The 14,112-nt window shown below is 62.2% G+C and carries 14 protein-coding genes and 1 tRNA gene; 6 read left to right on the top strand and 9 right to left on the bottom strand.

Going from position 1 to position 14,112, the window contains the following annotated elements; translation table 11 throughout:
• Nucleotides 1–8 precede the first annotated feature (8 nt).
• On the top strand, nucleotides 9–896 hold the full coding sequence (locus tag HWE04_RS13845) for an HD-GYP domain-containing protein (RefSeq protein ID WP_241812736.1): 888 nt from the start codon (nucleotides 9–11) through the stop codon (nucleotides 894–896).
• Nucleotides 897–975: 79 nt separating this feature from the next.
• On the opposite strand, the gene HWE04_RS13840 is transcribed toward HWE04_RS13845, so the two are convergent.
• Nucleotides 976–2,826 (bottom strand): methyl-accepting chemotaxis protein, encoded by a 1,851-nt coding sequence (locus tag HWE04_RS13840; protein ID WP_241812735.1) that lies wholly within the window; start codon nucleotides 2,824–2,826, stop codon nucleotides 976–978.
• A 226-nt stretch (nucleotides 2,827–3,052) separates the two neighbouring features.
• Complete coding sequence (locus HWE04_RS13835; protein ID WP_241812734.1) at nucleotides 3,053–3,820, bottom strand: YdcF family protein; 768 nt, start codon at nucleotides 3,818–3,820, stop codon at nucleotides 3,053–3,055.
• Between the two features lie 159 nt (nucleotides 3,821–3,979).
• Between HWE04_RS13835 and HWE04_RS13830 the strand changes: the two genes are divergently transcribed.
• From HWE04_RS13830 to HWE04_RS13820, 3 genes are all read left to right on the top strand, one after another.
• The gene (locus tag HWE04_RS13830) at nucleotides 3,980–5,392 is read left to right on the top strand and encodes an HdeD family acid-resistance protein (protein ID WP_241812733.1); all 1,413 of its coding nucleotides are present in this window, start codon (nucleotides 3,980–3,982) and stop codon (nucleotides 5,390–5,392) included.
• Nucleotides 5,389–6,237: an alpha/beta hydrolase gene (locus HWE04_RS13825; protein ID WP_241812732.1), complete on the top strand. Its 849-nt coding sequence runs from the start codon at nucleotides 5,389–5,391 to the stop codon at nucleotides 6,235–6,237. Before HWE04_RS13830 ends, HWE04_RS13825 begins: the two co-directional genes overlap by 4 nt.
• 301 nt (nucleotides 6,238–6,538) lie before the next feature.
• Nucleotides 6,539–6,994: a hypothetical protein gene (locus HWE04_RS13820; RefSeq protein WP_241812731.1), complete on the top strand. Its 456-nt coding sequence runs from the start codon at nucleotides 6,539–6,541 to the stop codon at nucleotides 6,992–6,994.
• 187 nt (nucleotides 6,995–7,181) lie between these two features.
• Here HWE04_RS13820 and HWE04_RS13815 read toward each other — a convergent pair whose 3' ends face one another.
• Nucleotides 7,182–7,601, bottom strand: coding sequence for an NAD-GH domain containing protein (locus HWE04_RS13815; RefSeq protein WP_241812730.1), 420 nt, complete (start codon nucleotides 7,599–7,601; stop codon nucleotides 7,182–7,184).
• 39 nt (nucleotides 7,602–7,640) lie between these two features.
• Nucleotides 7,641–8,240, bottom strand: coding sequence for a gamma-glutamylcyclotransferase (locus HWE04_RS13810; protein WP_241812729.1), 600 nt, complete (start codon nucleotides 8,238–8,240; stop codon nucleotides 7,641–7,643).
• A gap of 214 nt (nucleotides 8,241–8,454) precedes the next feature.
• Between HWE04_RS13810 and HWE04_RS13805 the strand changes: the two genes are divergently transcribed.
• Nucleotides 8,455–8,598, top strand: a complete 144-nt coding sequence (locus HWE04_RS13805; RefSeq protein ID WP_006464155.1) for a hypothetical protein — start codon at nucleotides 8,455–8,457, stop codon at nucleotides 8,596–8,598.
• Nucleotides 8,599–8,994: 396 nt separating this feature from the next.
• Here HWE04_RS13805 and HWE04_RS13800 read toward each other — a convergent pair whose 3' ends face one another.
• From HWE04_RS13800 to HWE04_RS13785, 4 genes are all read right to left on the bottom strand, one after another.
• Nucleotides 8,995–10,059, bottom strand: coding sequence for a quinone-dependent dihydroorotate dehydrogenase (locus HWE04_RS13800; RefSeq protein ID WP_241812728.1), 1,065 nt, complete (start codon nucleotides 10,057–10,059; stop codon nucleotides 8,995–8,997).
• Between the two features lie 137 nt (nucleotides 10,060–10,196).
• Nucleotides 10,197–10,925 (bottom strand): arginyltransferase, encoded by a 729-nt coding sequence (locus tag HWE04_RS13795; RefSeq protein ID WP_241812727.1) that lies wholly within the window; start codon nucleotides 10,923–10,925, stop codon nucleotides 10,197–10,199.
• A gap of 117 nt (nucleotides 10,926–11,042) precedes the next feature.
• A complete protein-coding gene (aat, locus tag HWE04_RS13790) occupies nucleotides 11,043–11,786 on the bottom strand; it encodes a leucyl/phenylalanyl-tRNA--protein transferase (protein ID WP_241812726.1) in 744 nt (247 codons plus the stop codon).
• 17 nt (nucleotides 11,787–11,803) lie between these two features.
• Nucleotides 11,804–12,370 carry an NUDIX hydrolase gene (locus tag HWE04_RS13785; RefSeq protein WP_077236394.1) on the bottom strand — a complete coding sequence of 189 codons (567 nt, stop codon included), beginning with the start codon at nucleotides 12,368–12,370 and terminating at the stop codon, nucleotides 11,804–11,806.
• A gap of 200 nt (nucleotides 12,371–12,570) precedes the next feature.
• Here HWE04_RS13785 and HWE04_RS13780 point away from each other — a divergent pair.
• Nucleotides 12,571–12,647: transfer RNA gene (locus tag HWE04_RS13780), tRNA-Met, on the top strand.
• Between the two features lie 195 nt (nucleotides 12,648–12,842).
• On the opposite strand, the gene HWE04_RS13775 is transcribed toward HWE04_RS13780, so the two are convergent.
• Nucleotides 12,843–13,919 (bottom strand): acyltransferase family protein, encoded by a 1,077-nt coding sequence (locus HWE04_RS13775; RefSeq protein ID WP_161625980.1) that lies wholly within the window; start codon nucleotides 13,917–13,919, stop codon nucleotides 12,843–12,845.
• Nucleotides 13,920–14,112: the final 193 nt, after the last annotated feature.

Below are 14,112 nucleotides of genomic sequence, written 5' to 3'. Positions count from 1 at the left end.
CCAGGAACATGCGACTGTCAGACCTGTGGCGACGCGCCACCCCCAAGACCCCGGCACGTCACGCTGCCGACGACGCGCCCTTGCTCACCAGCCTGTTCCTGCTGGCCTGGGCAGTGGAAGCGCGTGATCCCTATACCGGCGGGCATCTGTGGCGGGTGGCGCGGTTGTCGCGGCTGCTGGCCGAAGCGGCCGGGCTGGACCAGGGGCAGGTAGCGCGCATCACCATCGGCGCTTTCCTGCATGACCTGGGCAAGATCGGCATTCCCGACGCGGTACTGGGCAAGAAATCCAAATTGGACGATACCGAATACGCGGTCATCAAGACCCACCCGGAAATCGGTCATCGCATGCTGGCCGGACATCCGCTGGCGGCGCTGGCCGAGGATGCGGTGCTGCTGCACCATGAAACGCCGGACGGTCGGGGCTATCCCTTCGGACGACGTGGCGAGGACATTCCGCTGGCAGCCCGCATCGTGGGCATCTGCGACGCCTTCGATGCCATGACCAGCACGCGGCCCTATCGCAGCGGCATGCCCATTGCGCGGGCCATGGAGATCATCCAGGGTGAGCTGGGCCGGCAATTCGACGCGGCCCTGGGGACGCTGTTCATCGGCTTGCAACAGCATCCCGAGCTGGCCCATATCGTCGGCCACAGCGACGAGGGTATCCCCCTGCAGCGCTGCGTGTCGTGCGGTCCGGTGGTGGTGCGTCCGCGCCACGCGGTGGCGGGCGATACCCTGTACTGCCCGGCCTGCCATAGTGAATACACCATTGCCGCCCACGACCAGGGACTGGTCGCCACCGGCCGGCAGGATACGGCCCGTGCCCTGGCAGTGGCGCCCGACAGCGCACTGATCGGGCGGCTGGTCGGTGAAAACCTGGCGGCCATCGCCTGACGCCGATATGAAAAAGCCCGCGCAGGGCGCGGGCTGGTGGTGAACCGTGAACCGTGAACCGTGCGTCAGGCGCCGGGGTTCAGAAGGTCTCCCAATCCCCCTCATCTTCACCGGCCGGCAGGCGCGAAGGCGACTTGCCGCCTGCCGCCTTGGACGCGGGCGCCTCGGCCTTGGCGGCTGCGGGCTTGGGTGCAGCCGCCTTCGGTGCGGCCGGCTTGGGTGAGGCCGGCTTAGGCGCGGCAGCCTTGGGGGCGGGTACTGCCGGTCGGGCTGCAGCCGGTTTGGGAGGGGTAGCCGCAGAGGCCGGCGTACTTGCCGGTGCGGCCGGACGCACCGGCGCCCTGGGAGCGACCGGCGCAGTCTGCGCCACGCGGGCATGGCTGCCGTCGATGTGGAAGCCGCCCACCAGACCGGCCAGGGTCGCCGCCTGATCCTGCAGCGACTGGGCGGCCGCGGCAGCCTGTTCCACCAGCGCAGCATTCTGCTGGGTACCCTCGTCCATCTGGGTAATGGCGCGCCCCACCTCGGCGATGCCGGCGCTCTGTTCCTGGCTGGCCGAGCTGATCTCGCCCACGATATCGGTCACCCGGCGTACGCTGGCCACCACTTCGGTCATGGTGGCGCCGGCCTGTTCGACCAGCTTGCTGCCGGTATCGACCTTGGCGACCGAGTCATCGATCAAGGCCTTGATCTCCTTGGCCGCCGAGGCCGAACGCTGGGCCAGGGAGCGCACCTCCGAAGCCACCACCGCAAAGCCGCGTCCCTGTTCGCCGGCACGGGCTGCTTCCACCGCCGCGTTCAGGGCCAGGATATTGGTCTGGAAGGCGATACCGTCGATCACCCCGATGATGTCGGCGATCTTGCGTGAACTGTCGGTGATGCCTTCCATGGTCTGCACGACCTGGCTGACCACGCTGCCGCCCTGGATGGCCACGTCCGAGGCCGATTCGGCCAACTGGTTGGCCTGGCGCGCGTTGTCGGCGTTCTGCTTGACGGTGGCCGTCAGTTGTTCCATGGCCGAGGCGGTTTCTTCCAGCGAGCCGGCCTGCTGTTCGGTGCGGCCGGACAGGTCGAGGTTGCCGCTGGCGATTTCCTGCGAGGCGGTGGCAATCGTGTCGGCCGAGGTCTTGATATTGGTGATGGTATTGAGCAGCGAATCACGCATGCTGCGCACCGCAAACAGCAGGCTGCTGCGGTCACCCGGCGCGGTCTCGATGTTGGGCGTAAGGTCGCCCTGGGCGATGCGGTTGGCCACGTCGGCTGCCTTGGCCGGATCGCCGCCGATGGTACGCAGGATGCCACGGTTGATCACGATCACCAGGCCCACCAGCGCGGCAGCCACCACGGCGAACAGGATCACCATCTGCCACAGGCTGCGCATGAAGGCGGCATTGATGTCATCCATGTAGGCGCCGGTGGTCAGGTGCCAGTCCCAGGGCTGATAGGAGATCACGAAAGAGGTCTTGGCCACCGGTTCGGCCGCGCCGACCTTGGGCCACAGATAGTGGACGAAGCCGCCATTGGGCTGGCTGCCGGCCTTGGTGATCTCGACGAACAGGTTGTTGCCGGCCGGGTCCTTGAAGTTGGTCAGGTCCTTGCCATCCAGTTCGGGCTTGATCGGGTGCATGACGATGATCTGGGCCGAGGTGGAAATCGAGAAGTAGCCATCACTGCCATAGCGCAGGCTCTTGATGGCGGCCTTGGCGCGCTTTTGTGCTTCTTCCTTGCTCATGGTGCCGCCCTCGGCCAGGGCGCCGTAGCCCTTGACCAGCGACAGCGCGGTCTGGCCGATGTTGGTCAGGTCGGCCTTGCGTTCTTCCAGACGGACCTGACGCACCATGAAGGCGCTGAAGACGGAAATGGCCAGAAGTGCGATGAGGCTCAGTACGAGCGGCAGCCAAAGTTTCTTGCTGAAGGACAACTGGCCCATGATGTAGATCTCCCATTGGTTGGTGGAGGCTCCCCGGCATCCTTGCGCCGGAGCGATTGCATCGGGACGCTGGCCCCGGACACATCACTTTCTGTGAGCACGATAAGAACAATGACACCCTGAAACTCATCCGGACGGCGAAACCGCAGCAGCCTGGGTGACCTTGTTACTTTACCGATGGATGACAAGGGCGAAGGCGCGAACAGGAGGCGGAAGGGGGGTCACTTCATGGGCTGACGGCAGTACGCAGGCGATACCAGGCCTGGCCTATCCACTCGCGCAGGGCGTAGCTGGCCATCTGCAGGTGGCTGGCGCCGGGCAGGTAATCGGTCACGCGCGCACGTGCCGGCACCAGGAACAGCGTGGCCGCAGCCCTGGCCTGCAGCCCGGTGCGGGCGAAGGCGCGCATGGCACGCGGCATGTGGATGCTGTCGGTGACGACGAGGACGCGCTCGATACCCTCCGCCTTGAGCATGGCCGCCGAGAGGGTGGCGTTGTCGGCGGTGGTGTCGGCATGGCGCTCCTGCCAGCGCACCGGCACGCCGAAATCGCGTTGCAGCACCCGCGCCATCAGTTCGGCCTCGCTCTGCGGCGAGCCGTCCGGACTGCCCCCGGTGACCAGGATGGGCAGGCCGCTCTGGCGATGCAGGGCGGCACCGTATTGCAGCCGCTTCATGCCGATCGGCGTGGCGTCGTCCAGCCCGCCGTATTCCGGCGCCTGGTCGATCCGGCCGGAACCGAGGATGACGATGGCCTGGGCATCCCCCACACTTGCCAGCGGCGGGTACTGGTTTTCCAGCGGGGCGATCAGGCACAGCGCGCCTATCCGGGTACTGAGCACCAGCAGGCTGGCCACCCCCAACAGCACCAGCGCCGCGCCGGCGCGCGGTGCCCGGCGCCGCCACAGCCAGCCGGCCAGGCATAGCAGCAGGGGGGAGACCGGTGGCAGCAGCAGGCTGCTGGCCACGGCCGAGAGCAGGACGGAAAAGGACATGGGCGGCACGCAAAGCAGGATGAGCGCGCATTGTGCGGCATTGTGCAGCCCCGCGTCACCTGTGTTGCCGTCGCTGAAAATGCACAATTTGCCTCGCGGCACGTAATCCCTGAAAATGCGGGATCGCTAAAGGGAAGGGCATGCGCCCCGGGGAACGCCGTGATACGACTCGTCTTGTTGTTGCTGGGGGCGGATTTCATCCGCCGCAATTGGCATGCATTGGCTGTGGCCGGCCTGGCCTGGGGTGCCATCGGCGTATCGCTGATGATCGATGCCCTGGACGGCGTGCTCAATTTTCCGCTGACCCTGTTCGGCTACCTGCTGTTGCTGGAGAGCCTGGTCACGCTGTGGGTGGCCAACAGCGGTATGGGGGCGCAGAAGACCCTGCGTTACGTCAAGGGGACCCTGTTCCTGCTCATTGCCATCCTGGTCATCACCCAGCACCAGGCCAGCAACATGGCGCTGGCCATGCTGTTCGGCATCGCCTTCACCATCGGCGGCTCGCTGCAGATCACCTCGGCACTGGTGGTCCGTTTCCCGCGCTGGCGAACTGCCATGCTGGGGGGACTGGTGCAGATCGTGCTGGCGATCTTCTTTTTCCAGCCCTATCCCACCCACTACAAGGGGACCGTACCCTATTGTCTGGCGCTGGGCCTGATCTTCGGCGGCTGGAACATGATCTGGCTGGCGCTGCGCAGCCGCATGCTGCCGCAGCAGGCCTCGGCCGATGTGCTGGTGGAGCGCAACAGCGGCGACGACCGACCCTTCGACGCCGGGCTGCATGACGGTGCGGCCGACCTGCAGTCGCGCCTGCGTCCGTCTAGCGTGCCAGCGCCCCAGGCCGGGCCGCTGGCCCCCCTGACCGTACACGTCTGGACGCCGACCGGCAGCGCCAAGGGACCGGCGCGGCGACAGCCGGTGATCGACCGCTACATCGCCGCCGTCGACCTCAATGGCGTCATCTCCACCGGCCATGCGGCGCTGGAGATTCAGCCCGATCTCTACATCAGCCTCTATCCGGCCGAGGAAATCGACCGCTCGCCAGACCAGTTTGCGCGCCTGTTGCGGGCCACCGCCGAGAACGACGTCAAGGGACGCTACCTGACCGACTACGCCAGCGAAGCAGCGGCCTGGTGCGAATCGACCGAGAAGATCGTCTTCCGCGACTATCGCCGGGCTTCGCTGGATCGCTTCTGGCAGCACTATCGCCGCACCGAAATCTACAACCTGACCCACCGCAATTGCTCCAGCACCGTGGCCAATGCCCTGGAGGCGGCGCTGGAAGGCGTCATGGGTGGTCGCGACCGTCACTGGTTCAATGCGGTGCGGATGATGTTCACCCCCGAAATCTGGGTCGCCAGCCAGATCCGCAAACGCGCCGTGACCATGGCCTGGACCCCCGGCATGGTGCTGGACTATGCCCGCGCCCTGCGCGCCGTGGTGCACCCGCGCCCGCTGTCCTGGGCGGCCTCGCTGCAGCTGGCGTTGCGCCAGAGCCGCCGCCTGCGCCAGGGCTGGCGCGCACGGCGCCGCTATGCCGAGCGCGAAAACCCGGGTTCCGGGCAATCATGAGCGCACTCGTCCCCGTGCAGGAGCACTGGATCGATGCCGCCGACGGGACCCGGCTGTTCTGCCGCGACTGGCTGGTACCGGGCGCCACGGCGGCCGTGCAGATGGTGCATGGGCTGGGCGAACATGGCGGGCGCTATGCGGCGCTGGCGCAGTTGTTCAACGAGGCGGGCATGTCGGTGCGCATCTGCGACCATCGCGGTCACGGGAATTCCGGCGGCCGCCAGGGCAGCCTGATCCAGGCGGACGACCTGCTGCGCGACCTCAAGCAAAGCTTCGATGATTTCAGCCGCCGCACCCAGTGCACGCCGCTGCTGTTCGGTCACAGCATGGGCGGTCTGGTGGCAGCGCGCTTCGCTACCGGTGGCTATAGCCCGGTGCGCGCGCTGGCGCTGTCGTCCCCGGCGCTGGCATTGGACCTGAGCGGCTGGCAAAGGCTGCTGCTGAAGGTCTCTTCGGCCATCGCCCCTGGCCTGGCGCTGCCCACGGCCCTGCCGGCCAGCCGCATTTCGCACGATCCGCACCAGGTCCTGGCCTACGGCCGGGACCCGCTCAACCACGGCAAGATCGCCCCGCGCATGCTCAATTTCATGCTCGATGCGATGCACCAGGTGGCCCGCGATGCGGCCCAGTTCACCCGGCCGGTGCTGTTGCAGGTGGCCGGAGACGACGCTTTCGTCGCTCCGCGTGGCAGTCGTGCCTTCTTCGATGCCTTGCCGGGGCCGCAGAAGACCCTGCACTGGTATGGCGCCGCCTATCATGAGATTTTCAACGAGGAAGTCGGGCTGCGTGAGCAGGTCATGCACGATTTGCGTGCCTGGCTGGCGCAGTTGCCAGCCGCCGACTGAAGAGTGCCGGGGGCGCGCTGCCTGAAACGAGCATCGGCAGGCTGCCCGAGGGTGGGAAAATTAACCTGGAATTACGTCTGTAAAGCGTCGCAGCCAGCCCGATGAGGCAAGGGTGCGACGCTTTTTTGCGTTCAGGGCTGACCGCTGGGAACGTTGCTGAACTGACAGCGGCTATCGAACCCGACGAAGCCCGGCGCGCAGGCGCAGCCTTGCACGGCCAGCAGCAGGGAGGAGGCGGCTAGGAGGGAGGCGAGACGCTTCATGCTTCACTTTCGTTCCGTTGGCAAAGCTTGCGAGTGTAATGGGCTGCGAGCACTTTGCAAGTGAGGCGGCGCTGCCGCGTCGGCTGCCGGAAAGTGCCGGGGCAGCCATTTATCGACGGCGGGAAGATATCAACAATGATGATAATGGTGCAAAACCATGCCCAAAAATGGACCTGGATGCACGGAGGAGGGACAAAAAGAAAAAGCGGCTTGTCAGCGTTGCAACGCGACAATCACCGCTTTTCAGGACTGCTGCTTTCGTGTCTGCCAATACCGCAAGGGGCTGGCGACAACCCGGCCAGGAGGGCTGCTTACTTGACCGAAATCAGGTAGCGCGCGACCATGGCGCCGATGAGCAGGGTGTACGGGAGGATGTCGGCGACGATGTTCATGGTGAGCTCCGTGAGGAAAAATTGATCTGTTGCATTGCAATATATTCGCTTCACCGCGACGCTTCCACTTTTGAATCCCAATACCAGTTATCTCTTTCGTGAATAACTTGGTGTTTTTGCGCAACCTGAGGGGTGGTTTCTGGTGTTTATCCTTATAAATCAATGACTTAACAAATTTGATGGCCTCTCGTGGAAAAAGCCCCTGGCGCACGGTGTGTCTTCCGTACGACAGGGGCTTTGATGAAAGAGGCATGCGCAGGCGTTGGCCTCGCGCCGCTTTGACGGCTTGTTACTTCACCAGCTGGATATTCAGACCGCGCAATTCGGTCGTGATCTGTACCTTGTACGCACCGCCTTGCGCCACCTGGACTGTCAGGCGGTCCTGCGGATTGGGGCCGGCCGAGGTCAGCGTATGGACCCGCTTGATGCTGAAGTCGTAGCTGCCCGGCTTGAGCCAGATCGACAGATGTTCGCCCCCGGTGATCTGCGCCAGGACCACGTCGTTGATCGACAGCTCCAGCATTTCGTTGTTGAGCATGCCGGCCACGCGGGTGAATTCGATCTGCGACAGGCCGGCAGCCTGTTCGGTCATGCTCTTGATATAGACGCGCGAGGCCGGGATGTCGCCGGTGGCGGTACGTTGCACCGGGGTTGCGCAGGCCGCCAGGGCCAGGGCGACGGTCAGGCTTGCTGCAAGGGCTTTGATCATGTTCCTCATCCTTATTGTGTGTCGTGAATGGCGTGGACTTCAGGCGCGCCGGGCAGACGATAGCATGGCGGCCTGTGGGTCCAGTTGCAGCAGATGGCGTTCGATGGCGAAGACATGGTCGTCATCGACCTCCAGCTCGCGCAGCGCCTGGGCCAGCTTGAGCAGGTATTCGCTGTTGCGGCCGCTCGGTCCGACTGCATGCGCGATCTGGCGTGCGATGTCGGATTCGCTGGCCGGGCCGGCGAAGGCTTGGTTGTCTTCGGCGGCAATGTAGATCAGCCCTTCGGTCTGCTGCCCGTCGTCGAAGAACATCGGCGTGGCCAGCCGCAGGTAACCGTTTTTTTCGCGGTGATCCAGGTGGGCGAAGACTTCCGGCGTGATCAGGTAGGCCATGCCGGCGCAGACAGCGTCCTCCTGCGCGATGAGCGTGACCACGCGTCCCGGCGCATCGGGCGTGCCGCGGTGATCGTGCGAGCCTTGCCAGAAGCGGCGCGCCCAGCCCCTGATGTGGGCCGGCCGACGTTCCAGATAGGGAAAGTCGGCCTTGAAGATGATGGAGCCATAACCGAACAGCCAGACACTGGCGTGGTCATCGAAATGGCTCATCTGACGGTTGAGGGCGATGGTATTGACGGACATGGGACTGGCTGCAGCGCCGCGCCAAGCGGCCGAAGCCTGCCATTATAGAGGCGAATGCGGGCGAAATCTTTCCGTGCCAACTGGTCGCGCTGTCGGCATTTGCGCATAAAATGGCGCCTATTGGCAGCGGGCGGGGGCTCGCGCCGCGTTGACCCTGGCCCGGGCCCCGCACGGGCTGGCTGCCAGGGCGCATCTGAATCTTCAGGGGAATATCATGCGTGTCGTCGTCATGCTGCTGACGCTGGTCGTCGGTGTAGTGCTGGCCGGTTGCGAAAAGACCGATTTCGAAAAGAAGTCCGAATCCGATGCCAATGCGCGCCGGATCTTCAATTTGAAGAAGGAGTCTTCCAAGCAATAAGCGCGCACCAAGACGCGGGGCTGGCCGCGTCCGTTCGGCGCGCACTAATGAAAACAGCAGGCACCGGGCCTTAATACCGTTCAGTTAAGAAAAAATCGCCGCGCCAGATGACTTTGGCGCGGCGATTTTGCTTGGTTCTCTTCAAACCATTTGAAACCGTTCGGACTGAGTAGGCCCTTTAGGGCCGTATCGAAGCCTGTCCTGAGCCTGTCGAAGGGGCGCTGCTCAGCTTGTGGCGCGCCTTCGATACGCGGCTACGCCGCTACTCAGGACGAACGGTCAGCGGTGGCGCAAGCAAAGTCTGAGCAGGTTTTCGGGCTGGTAACAAGCTTAACTGAACGGCATTAGGCACAGGGCCTGCCGTTTTCATTTCTACAATCGGTACGGTTCCGCAGGTCAGTGGTGAGCCGCTGCGACCTCGGGCACGCGCAGCGCCTCGACGCATTCGCGCACCAGCGCTGGTCCCTGGTAGATCAGGCCGGTGTAGAGCTGGACCAGCGACGCGCCGGCCTCGATCTTGGCGCGCGCATCGGTGCCACTGAAGATGCCACCCACCCCGATGATGGGCAGGGCATCGCCCACTTCGGCCTTGAGGCCGCGGATCACCTGGTTCGACAGTTCCAGCACCGGCTTGCCCGACAGGCCACCGGCCTCTTCGCCATGCGGCATGCCCTGCACGGCGTCGCGGGTGATGGTGGTGTTGGTGGCGATGACGCCATCGATCTGGTGGCGCAGCAACGCGTCGGCGACATTCTTGACCTGTTCCATGTCCATGTCCGGCGCGATCTTGAGCGCCACCGGCACGTAGCGGCCGTGGCGATCGGCCAGGCGACGCTGGGCCGATTTCAGCTGCGACAGCAGGGAATCCAGTTCCGAGGCGCCCTGCAACTGGCGCAGGTTCTTGGTATTGGGCGACGAGATGTTGACGGTCACGTAGCTGGCATAGGGATAGACCTTTTCCAGGCAATGCACGTAATCTTCGGCCGCACGCTCGATGGGGGTGTCGGCATTCTTGCCGATGTTCAGGCCCAGCACGCCCTGGCGCTCCTGGAAGAAGCGCGAGGATTGCACATTGGCCACGAAGGCATCCACACCGCCATTGTTGAAGCCCATGCGGTTGATCACGGCATTGGCGGCCGGCAGGCGGAACATGCGCGGCAGCGGATTGCCCGGCTGCGCACGCGGTGTGACCGTACCCACTTCGATGAAGCCGAAGCCCAGTGCCGCCAGGCCATCGATATAGGCGCCGTCCTTGTCCAGCCCGGCCGCCATGCCCACCGGATTGGGGAACTGGATGCCCATCACGGTGCGTGGATCAGCGGCCGGACGGCGGGTGATGAAGTCGGTCAGGCTGTAGTGCGCAGCGCAGCGCAGCGCCGGCAGCACCAGGTGGTGCGCGGTTTCGGGTTCCAGGGAAAAGAGCAGCGGACGCGCGAGCGCGTAGAGGAATTTGTCGGACACGATGGAAGAGGGCGGATGGCGATGAAAAAGTGCCGCTATTCTAACGCGCCAGCCTGTCAATTCCTCGAATCAGGCGCTTTTCCAGCCCGATTTTGCCGCCCTAAGCGCGGGTTTGCGGGCTTTGCACCACATTGAGGTCAGCCTTCCAGTGGCTGCCATTGACCATCCTGCAGCGCTTCGAGCGGCTGGTAGTTGGTCTTGTAGGCCATCTTCGGGCTTTCCTTGATCCAGTAACCCAGATAGACATAGGGCATGTCCAGCTGGCGTGCCTGTTCGATCTGCCACAGGATGTTATAGGTACCCAAGGAGGCGGAGGGCATGTCCGGATCGAAGAAGGTGTACACCGATGACAGCCCGTCACTGAGCACATCGATGATGCTGACCATGCGCAAGGTGCCATCGGCTTCGCGGAATTCGACCAGGCGGGTGTTCACTTTGCTCTGCAGCAGGAATTGCGCGTACTGGTCCCGACTGTCCTGGTCCATGCCGCCGCCGGCGTGACGGGCACACTGGTAGCGCAGGTAGAGTTCGTAATGCTCGTGGGCGTAAGTCAGGTTGGTGACCAGGGTCTGCAGGCCGCGATTGCGCTCCCAGGCGCGACGCTGGCTGCGGTTGCGCTGGAAATCGGCGACCCGGATGCGCACCGGCGTGCAGGCCGTGCAGCCGTCGCAGTAAGGGCGATAGGTAAAGATGCCGCTGCGGCGAAAACCCGTCTTCACCAGTTCGGAATAGACATCCGCATTGATCAGGTGGGAGGGGGTGGCCACTTGCGAGCGGGCCTGCTGGTCATCGAGATAACTGCATGGATAGGGCGCGGTTGCATAGAACTGCAACGTGGAGAACGGCAAGTCTTTGAGATGCGTCATGTGCGTCCTGTCCTGTCTTGCGGGAAGCGGCGGCGCAGTGGCGACAGCCGGCCGGTCCCTGGAGTCAGGTTCCAATTTACACTATTTTGCCGGCTACAGTGAACAGCCGCGACCGGCTCAATCGCGTCGCGTCGCGGGGATGCCGCTTTCCAGCAGGTCCAGAGGCGTCCAGCCGCGAATCTGCGGCCACTGGATGGCCGCCCGCAGGTGGCGCAGGAAGTCGCTGCGGGCGATCGGACGTGCGCCCAGGGAGGCCAGATGTGACGTTTCCTGTTGGCAGTCGATCATGTCCACGCCGTGGCTGCGCAAGAAGAACACCAGATGCGCCAACGCCACCTTGGAGGCATCGCTGACCCGGGCAAACATCGATTCGCCATAGAACATGCGGCCAATCGATACGCCATAGGCCCCGCCGACCAGTTCGCCATTGAGCCAGACCTCGGAGGAGTGGGCGTAGCCGGCGCGGTGCAAGCCGGTATAACCCTGCATGATCTCCGGGGAAATCCAGGTGCCATGCTCATGTCGTCGCGGCCCCGCGCAACCCTGCATGACTTGTTCGAAGGCCGTGTCGAAGCTGACCTGCCACAGCCCGTCGCCGTGACGGCTGCGTTCAATGCGGCGCAGGGTCTTCTTCAGGCTGTCGGAGACGACGAAGCGATCTGTATATAAGACCATGCGTGGATCGGTACTCCACCAGAGGATGGGCTGGCCTTCCGAGAACCAGGGGAAGATGCCGTGGCGATACGCCTCCAGCAGGCGTTGCGGCGACAGGTCGGCGCCCGCTGCCAGCAGGCCCGGCGGATCGGCCAGGGCGCGCGAGACATCGGGGAAGGGGGTATCGGGATCCAGCCAGGCGATCATCCGTGTGCTCCTGCGGATCAGATCATGCGGCGGCGGATGTCTTCGGTGTGCATCGTGAAGCTGCCTTCACCGCTGCGCAGCTTCTTGAGATCGGCAAAGAAGGCGCGCAGGGTGAACTCCACCGTGGGGAAGGCGATGTCCTGCCAGGGGATCTGCTCTTCTGTATAGAGATCGACTTCCAGGCTCTCGATACCGGCCTGGTAATCCAGGTCCAGCAGGGTGGCGCGATAGAACAAGTGCACTTGGTGCACATGTGGCACGTTCACCAGCGAGAACAGTTCATGCAGCTGGATGCGGGCGCCGGCTTCCTCTTCGGTCTCGCGGCGGGCGGCGTCTTCGGTGGTTTCATCGTTTTCCATGAAACCCGCCGGCAGCGTCCAGTAACCCAGGCGTGGCTCGATGGCGCGCTTGCACAGCAGCACCTTGACCTCACCGTCCTGTTCCCAGACCGGGATCGAGCCGACGACCATCTTGGGATTCTGATAATGGATCGCCCCGCAATTGCCGCAGACATAGCGCAGGCGCGTGTCATCGGGAGGAATCTGCTGGGATACTGTCTGACCGCATTCGGAACAGAATTTCATAGAGGCTCGGTTCTGGTGTCTGTATATATAGGTATGTATAGCGCCGGCAGCGGCATCCCGTGGCATCGGCAGCGCCCCGGGCGGTCTGCTGGAACTGCTGCGGGAGGAGTGCCAATGCGGTTAGGAGTGTATCACTGTAAAAAGATTGCAGAAAATGTTTGCATTCCGATTTTACCTGCCCTATAATTGTTTTCTTCAGACGCGGGGTGGAGCAGTCTGGCAGCTCGTCGGGCTCATAACCCGAAGGTCGTAGGTTCAAATCCTGCCCCCGCAACCAAATACCAGAAAGCCGTTATCAGCGAAAGCCGATAGCGGTTTTTTGCTTTTCGGGCGGTGTGCTTACCACGTGAGCCACCTTATGCCTCAGATCAAAGCCCCTCGGATGTACCTGACCGCTGCGGTGCGTATGACTTCCTTCTCAAGACCGCAAAAAGCCCGGGAAGTCAGTCTCCGCAACGCAATATGAAATCTGTCACTGACGGATATTCGCTTTTTTATTGAAGTACGGTTGTTCCAAGAGAAGATAGGTCACCGAAGAAACCACGATTGAGCAAGTTAGTGTTATTGCGTAATAGGCCAACATTCCTATTTTGGAAGTGACAGGCGCAAGCCAGTTGAGCAGAAGCCAATTAAGAGAGATATGAACAAGATAGAAGGAATAGCTGATTTTCCCTAGGAATCGTAAAAACGGTGAGGAAAGGAGCCTCGCAATGATGCCATCTGTGGAAAAGCTCGCTTTAATCAACAGCGCGAAAAAAATATCTACCAGAACATAAAATCCACCTTGTAATGGCAAATCAAGGATGGTTAATGCATATCGGCTCCAGATCACTTGCATTGCGACGATGCCGATTATTGCAGCCACGGCGGCCATATCTGACCAGCATTTGGACATTGATGTTTTTTTTGATTGCCCAACAGCGCGATTCATTTCCGCAAAAAGGACGATTCCTATAACGAATCCAAAAAATCGCCCAGGCTCAATCCATTTAACACTAGTCACGTTTTGCATAGCGACGCACGAAAAGACCGTAAGCACTGTCAATAGGAGTGCTGCGCGAAGTGGTTGACCTGATGCAACTCGGGCGATCAGGAATATAAATAGGTAAAAGATCCATTCCCAGGTAAGTGTCCATATCAGGCCATACACGGGCATGTTCTTGATCAACGGCGCTAACAAAAACAAGTTGGCCAGCATGTCTATGACGGATGGAGACGCGCTCACCGCAAAAATATATAGAAATACGCCGAAAAAATGCATTGGCCCTAGCCGGTAAGCGCGTTTCTTCAAGAAGCTCGCGCTTGGGCGCGTGCCCTGCATGGAACGAATTATCAGGAAGCCGCTGACGACGAAAAACAGATCAACTCCGAGATGCCCAGCGCGTAAAACTGAGATTACTTGGTAGAAAAGCGAGGTCTTCTCTGAAAAGAAATTCGTTCCGGTGTAAAAGCCGAAAAAATGGACGTTAAAGACCATAAGAAGCGCGATCGCCCTGAGGCCATCCAGACCTCCCAATCGCGTCTCATCTAGACCAAATTTTCTCTTCAAATAGTCTGTTGCGGACCAAACGTTCGTAGAACTTGCCCTCGTCGCACTCATTATTCTCATGCTTAGTGCTTCCCCGTCGTGAATCACGGATTGTAAAGGAGTTTTGGTAGATATCTTTTGTGAAATGCAACTTTGGCCCGCCCTAGGCCCGGGCAGTACCTTGCCGATCTGTATAGGGCAGGGTATCGCCGGA

This window comes from Herbaspirillum sp. C7C2 (assembly GCF_022627865.1).
In the GTDB taxonomy this organism is placed as follows: Bacteria; Pseudomonadota; Gammaproteobacteria; order Burkholderiales; family Burkholderiaceae_D; genus Herbaspirillum; species Herbaspirillum frisingense.
The sequence above is the reverse complement of the archived record's forward strand: the minus strand, read 5'-3'. Positions and strand labels throughout refer to the sequence as shown.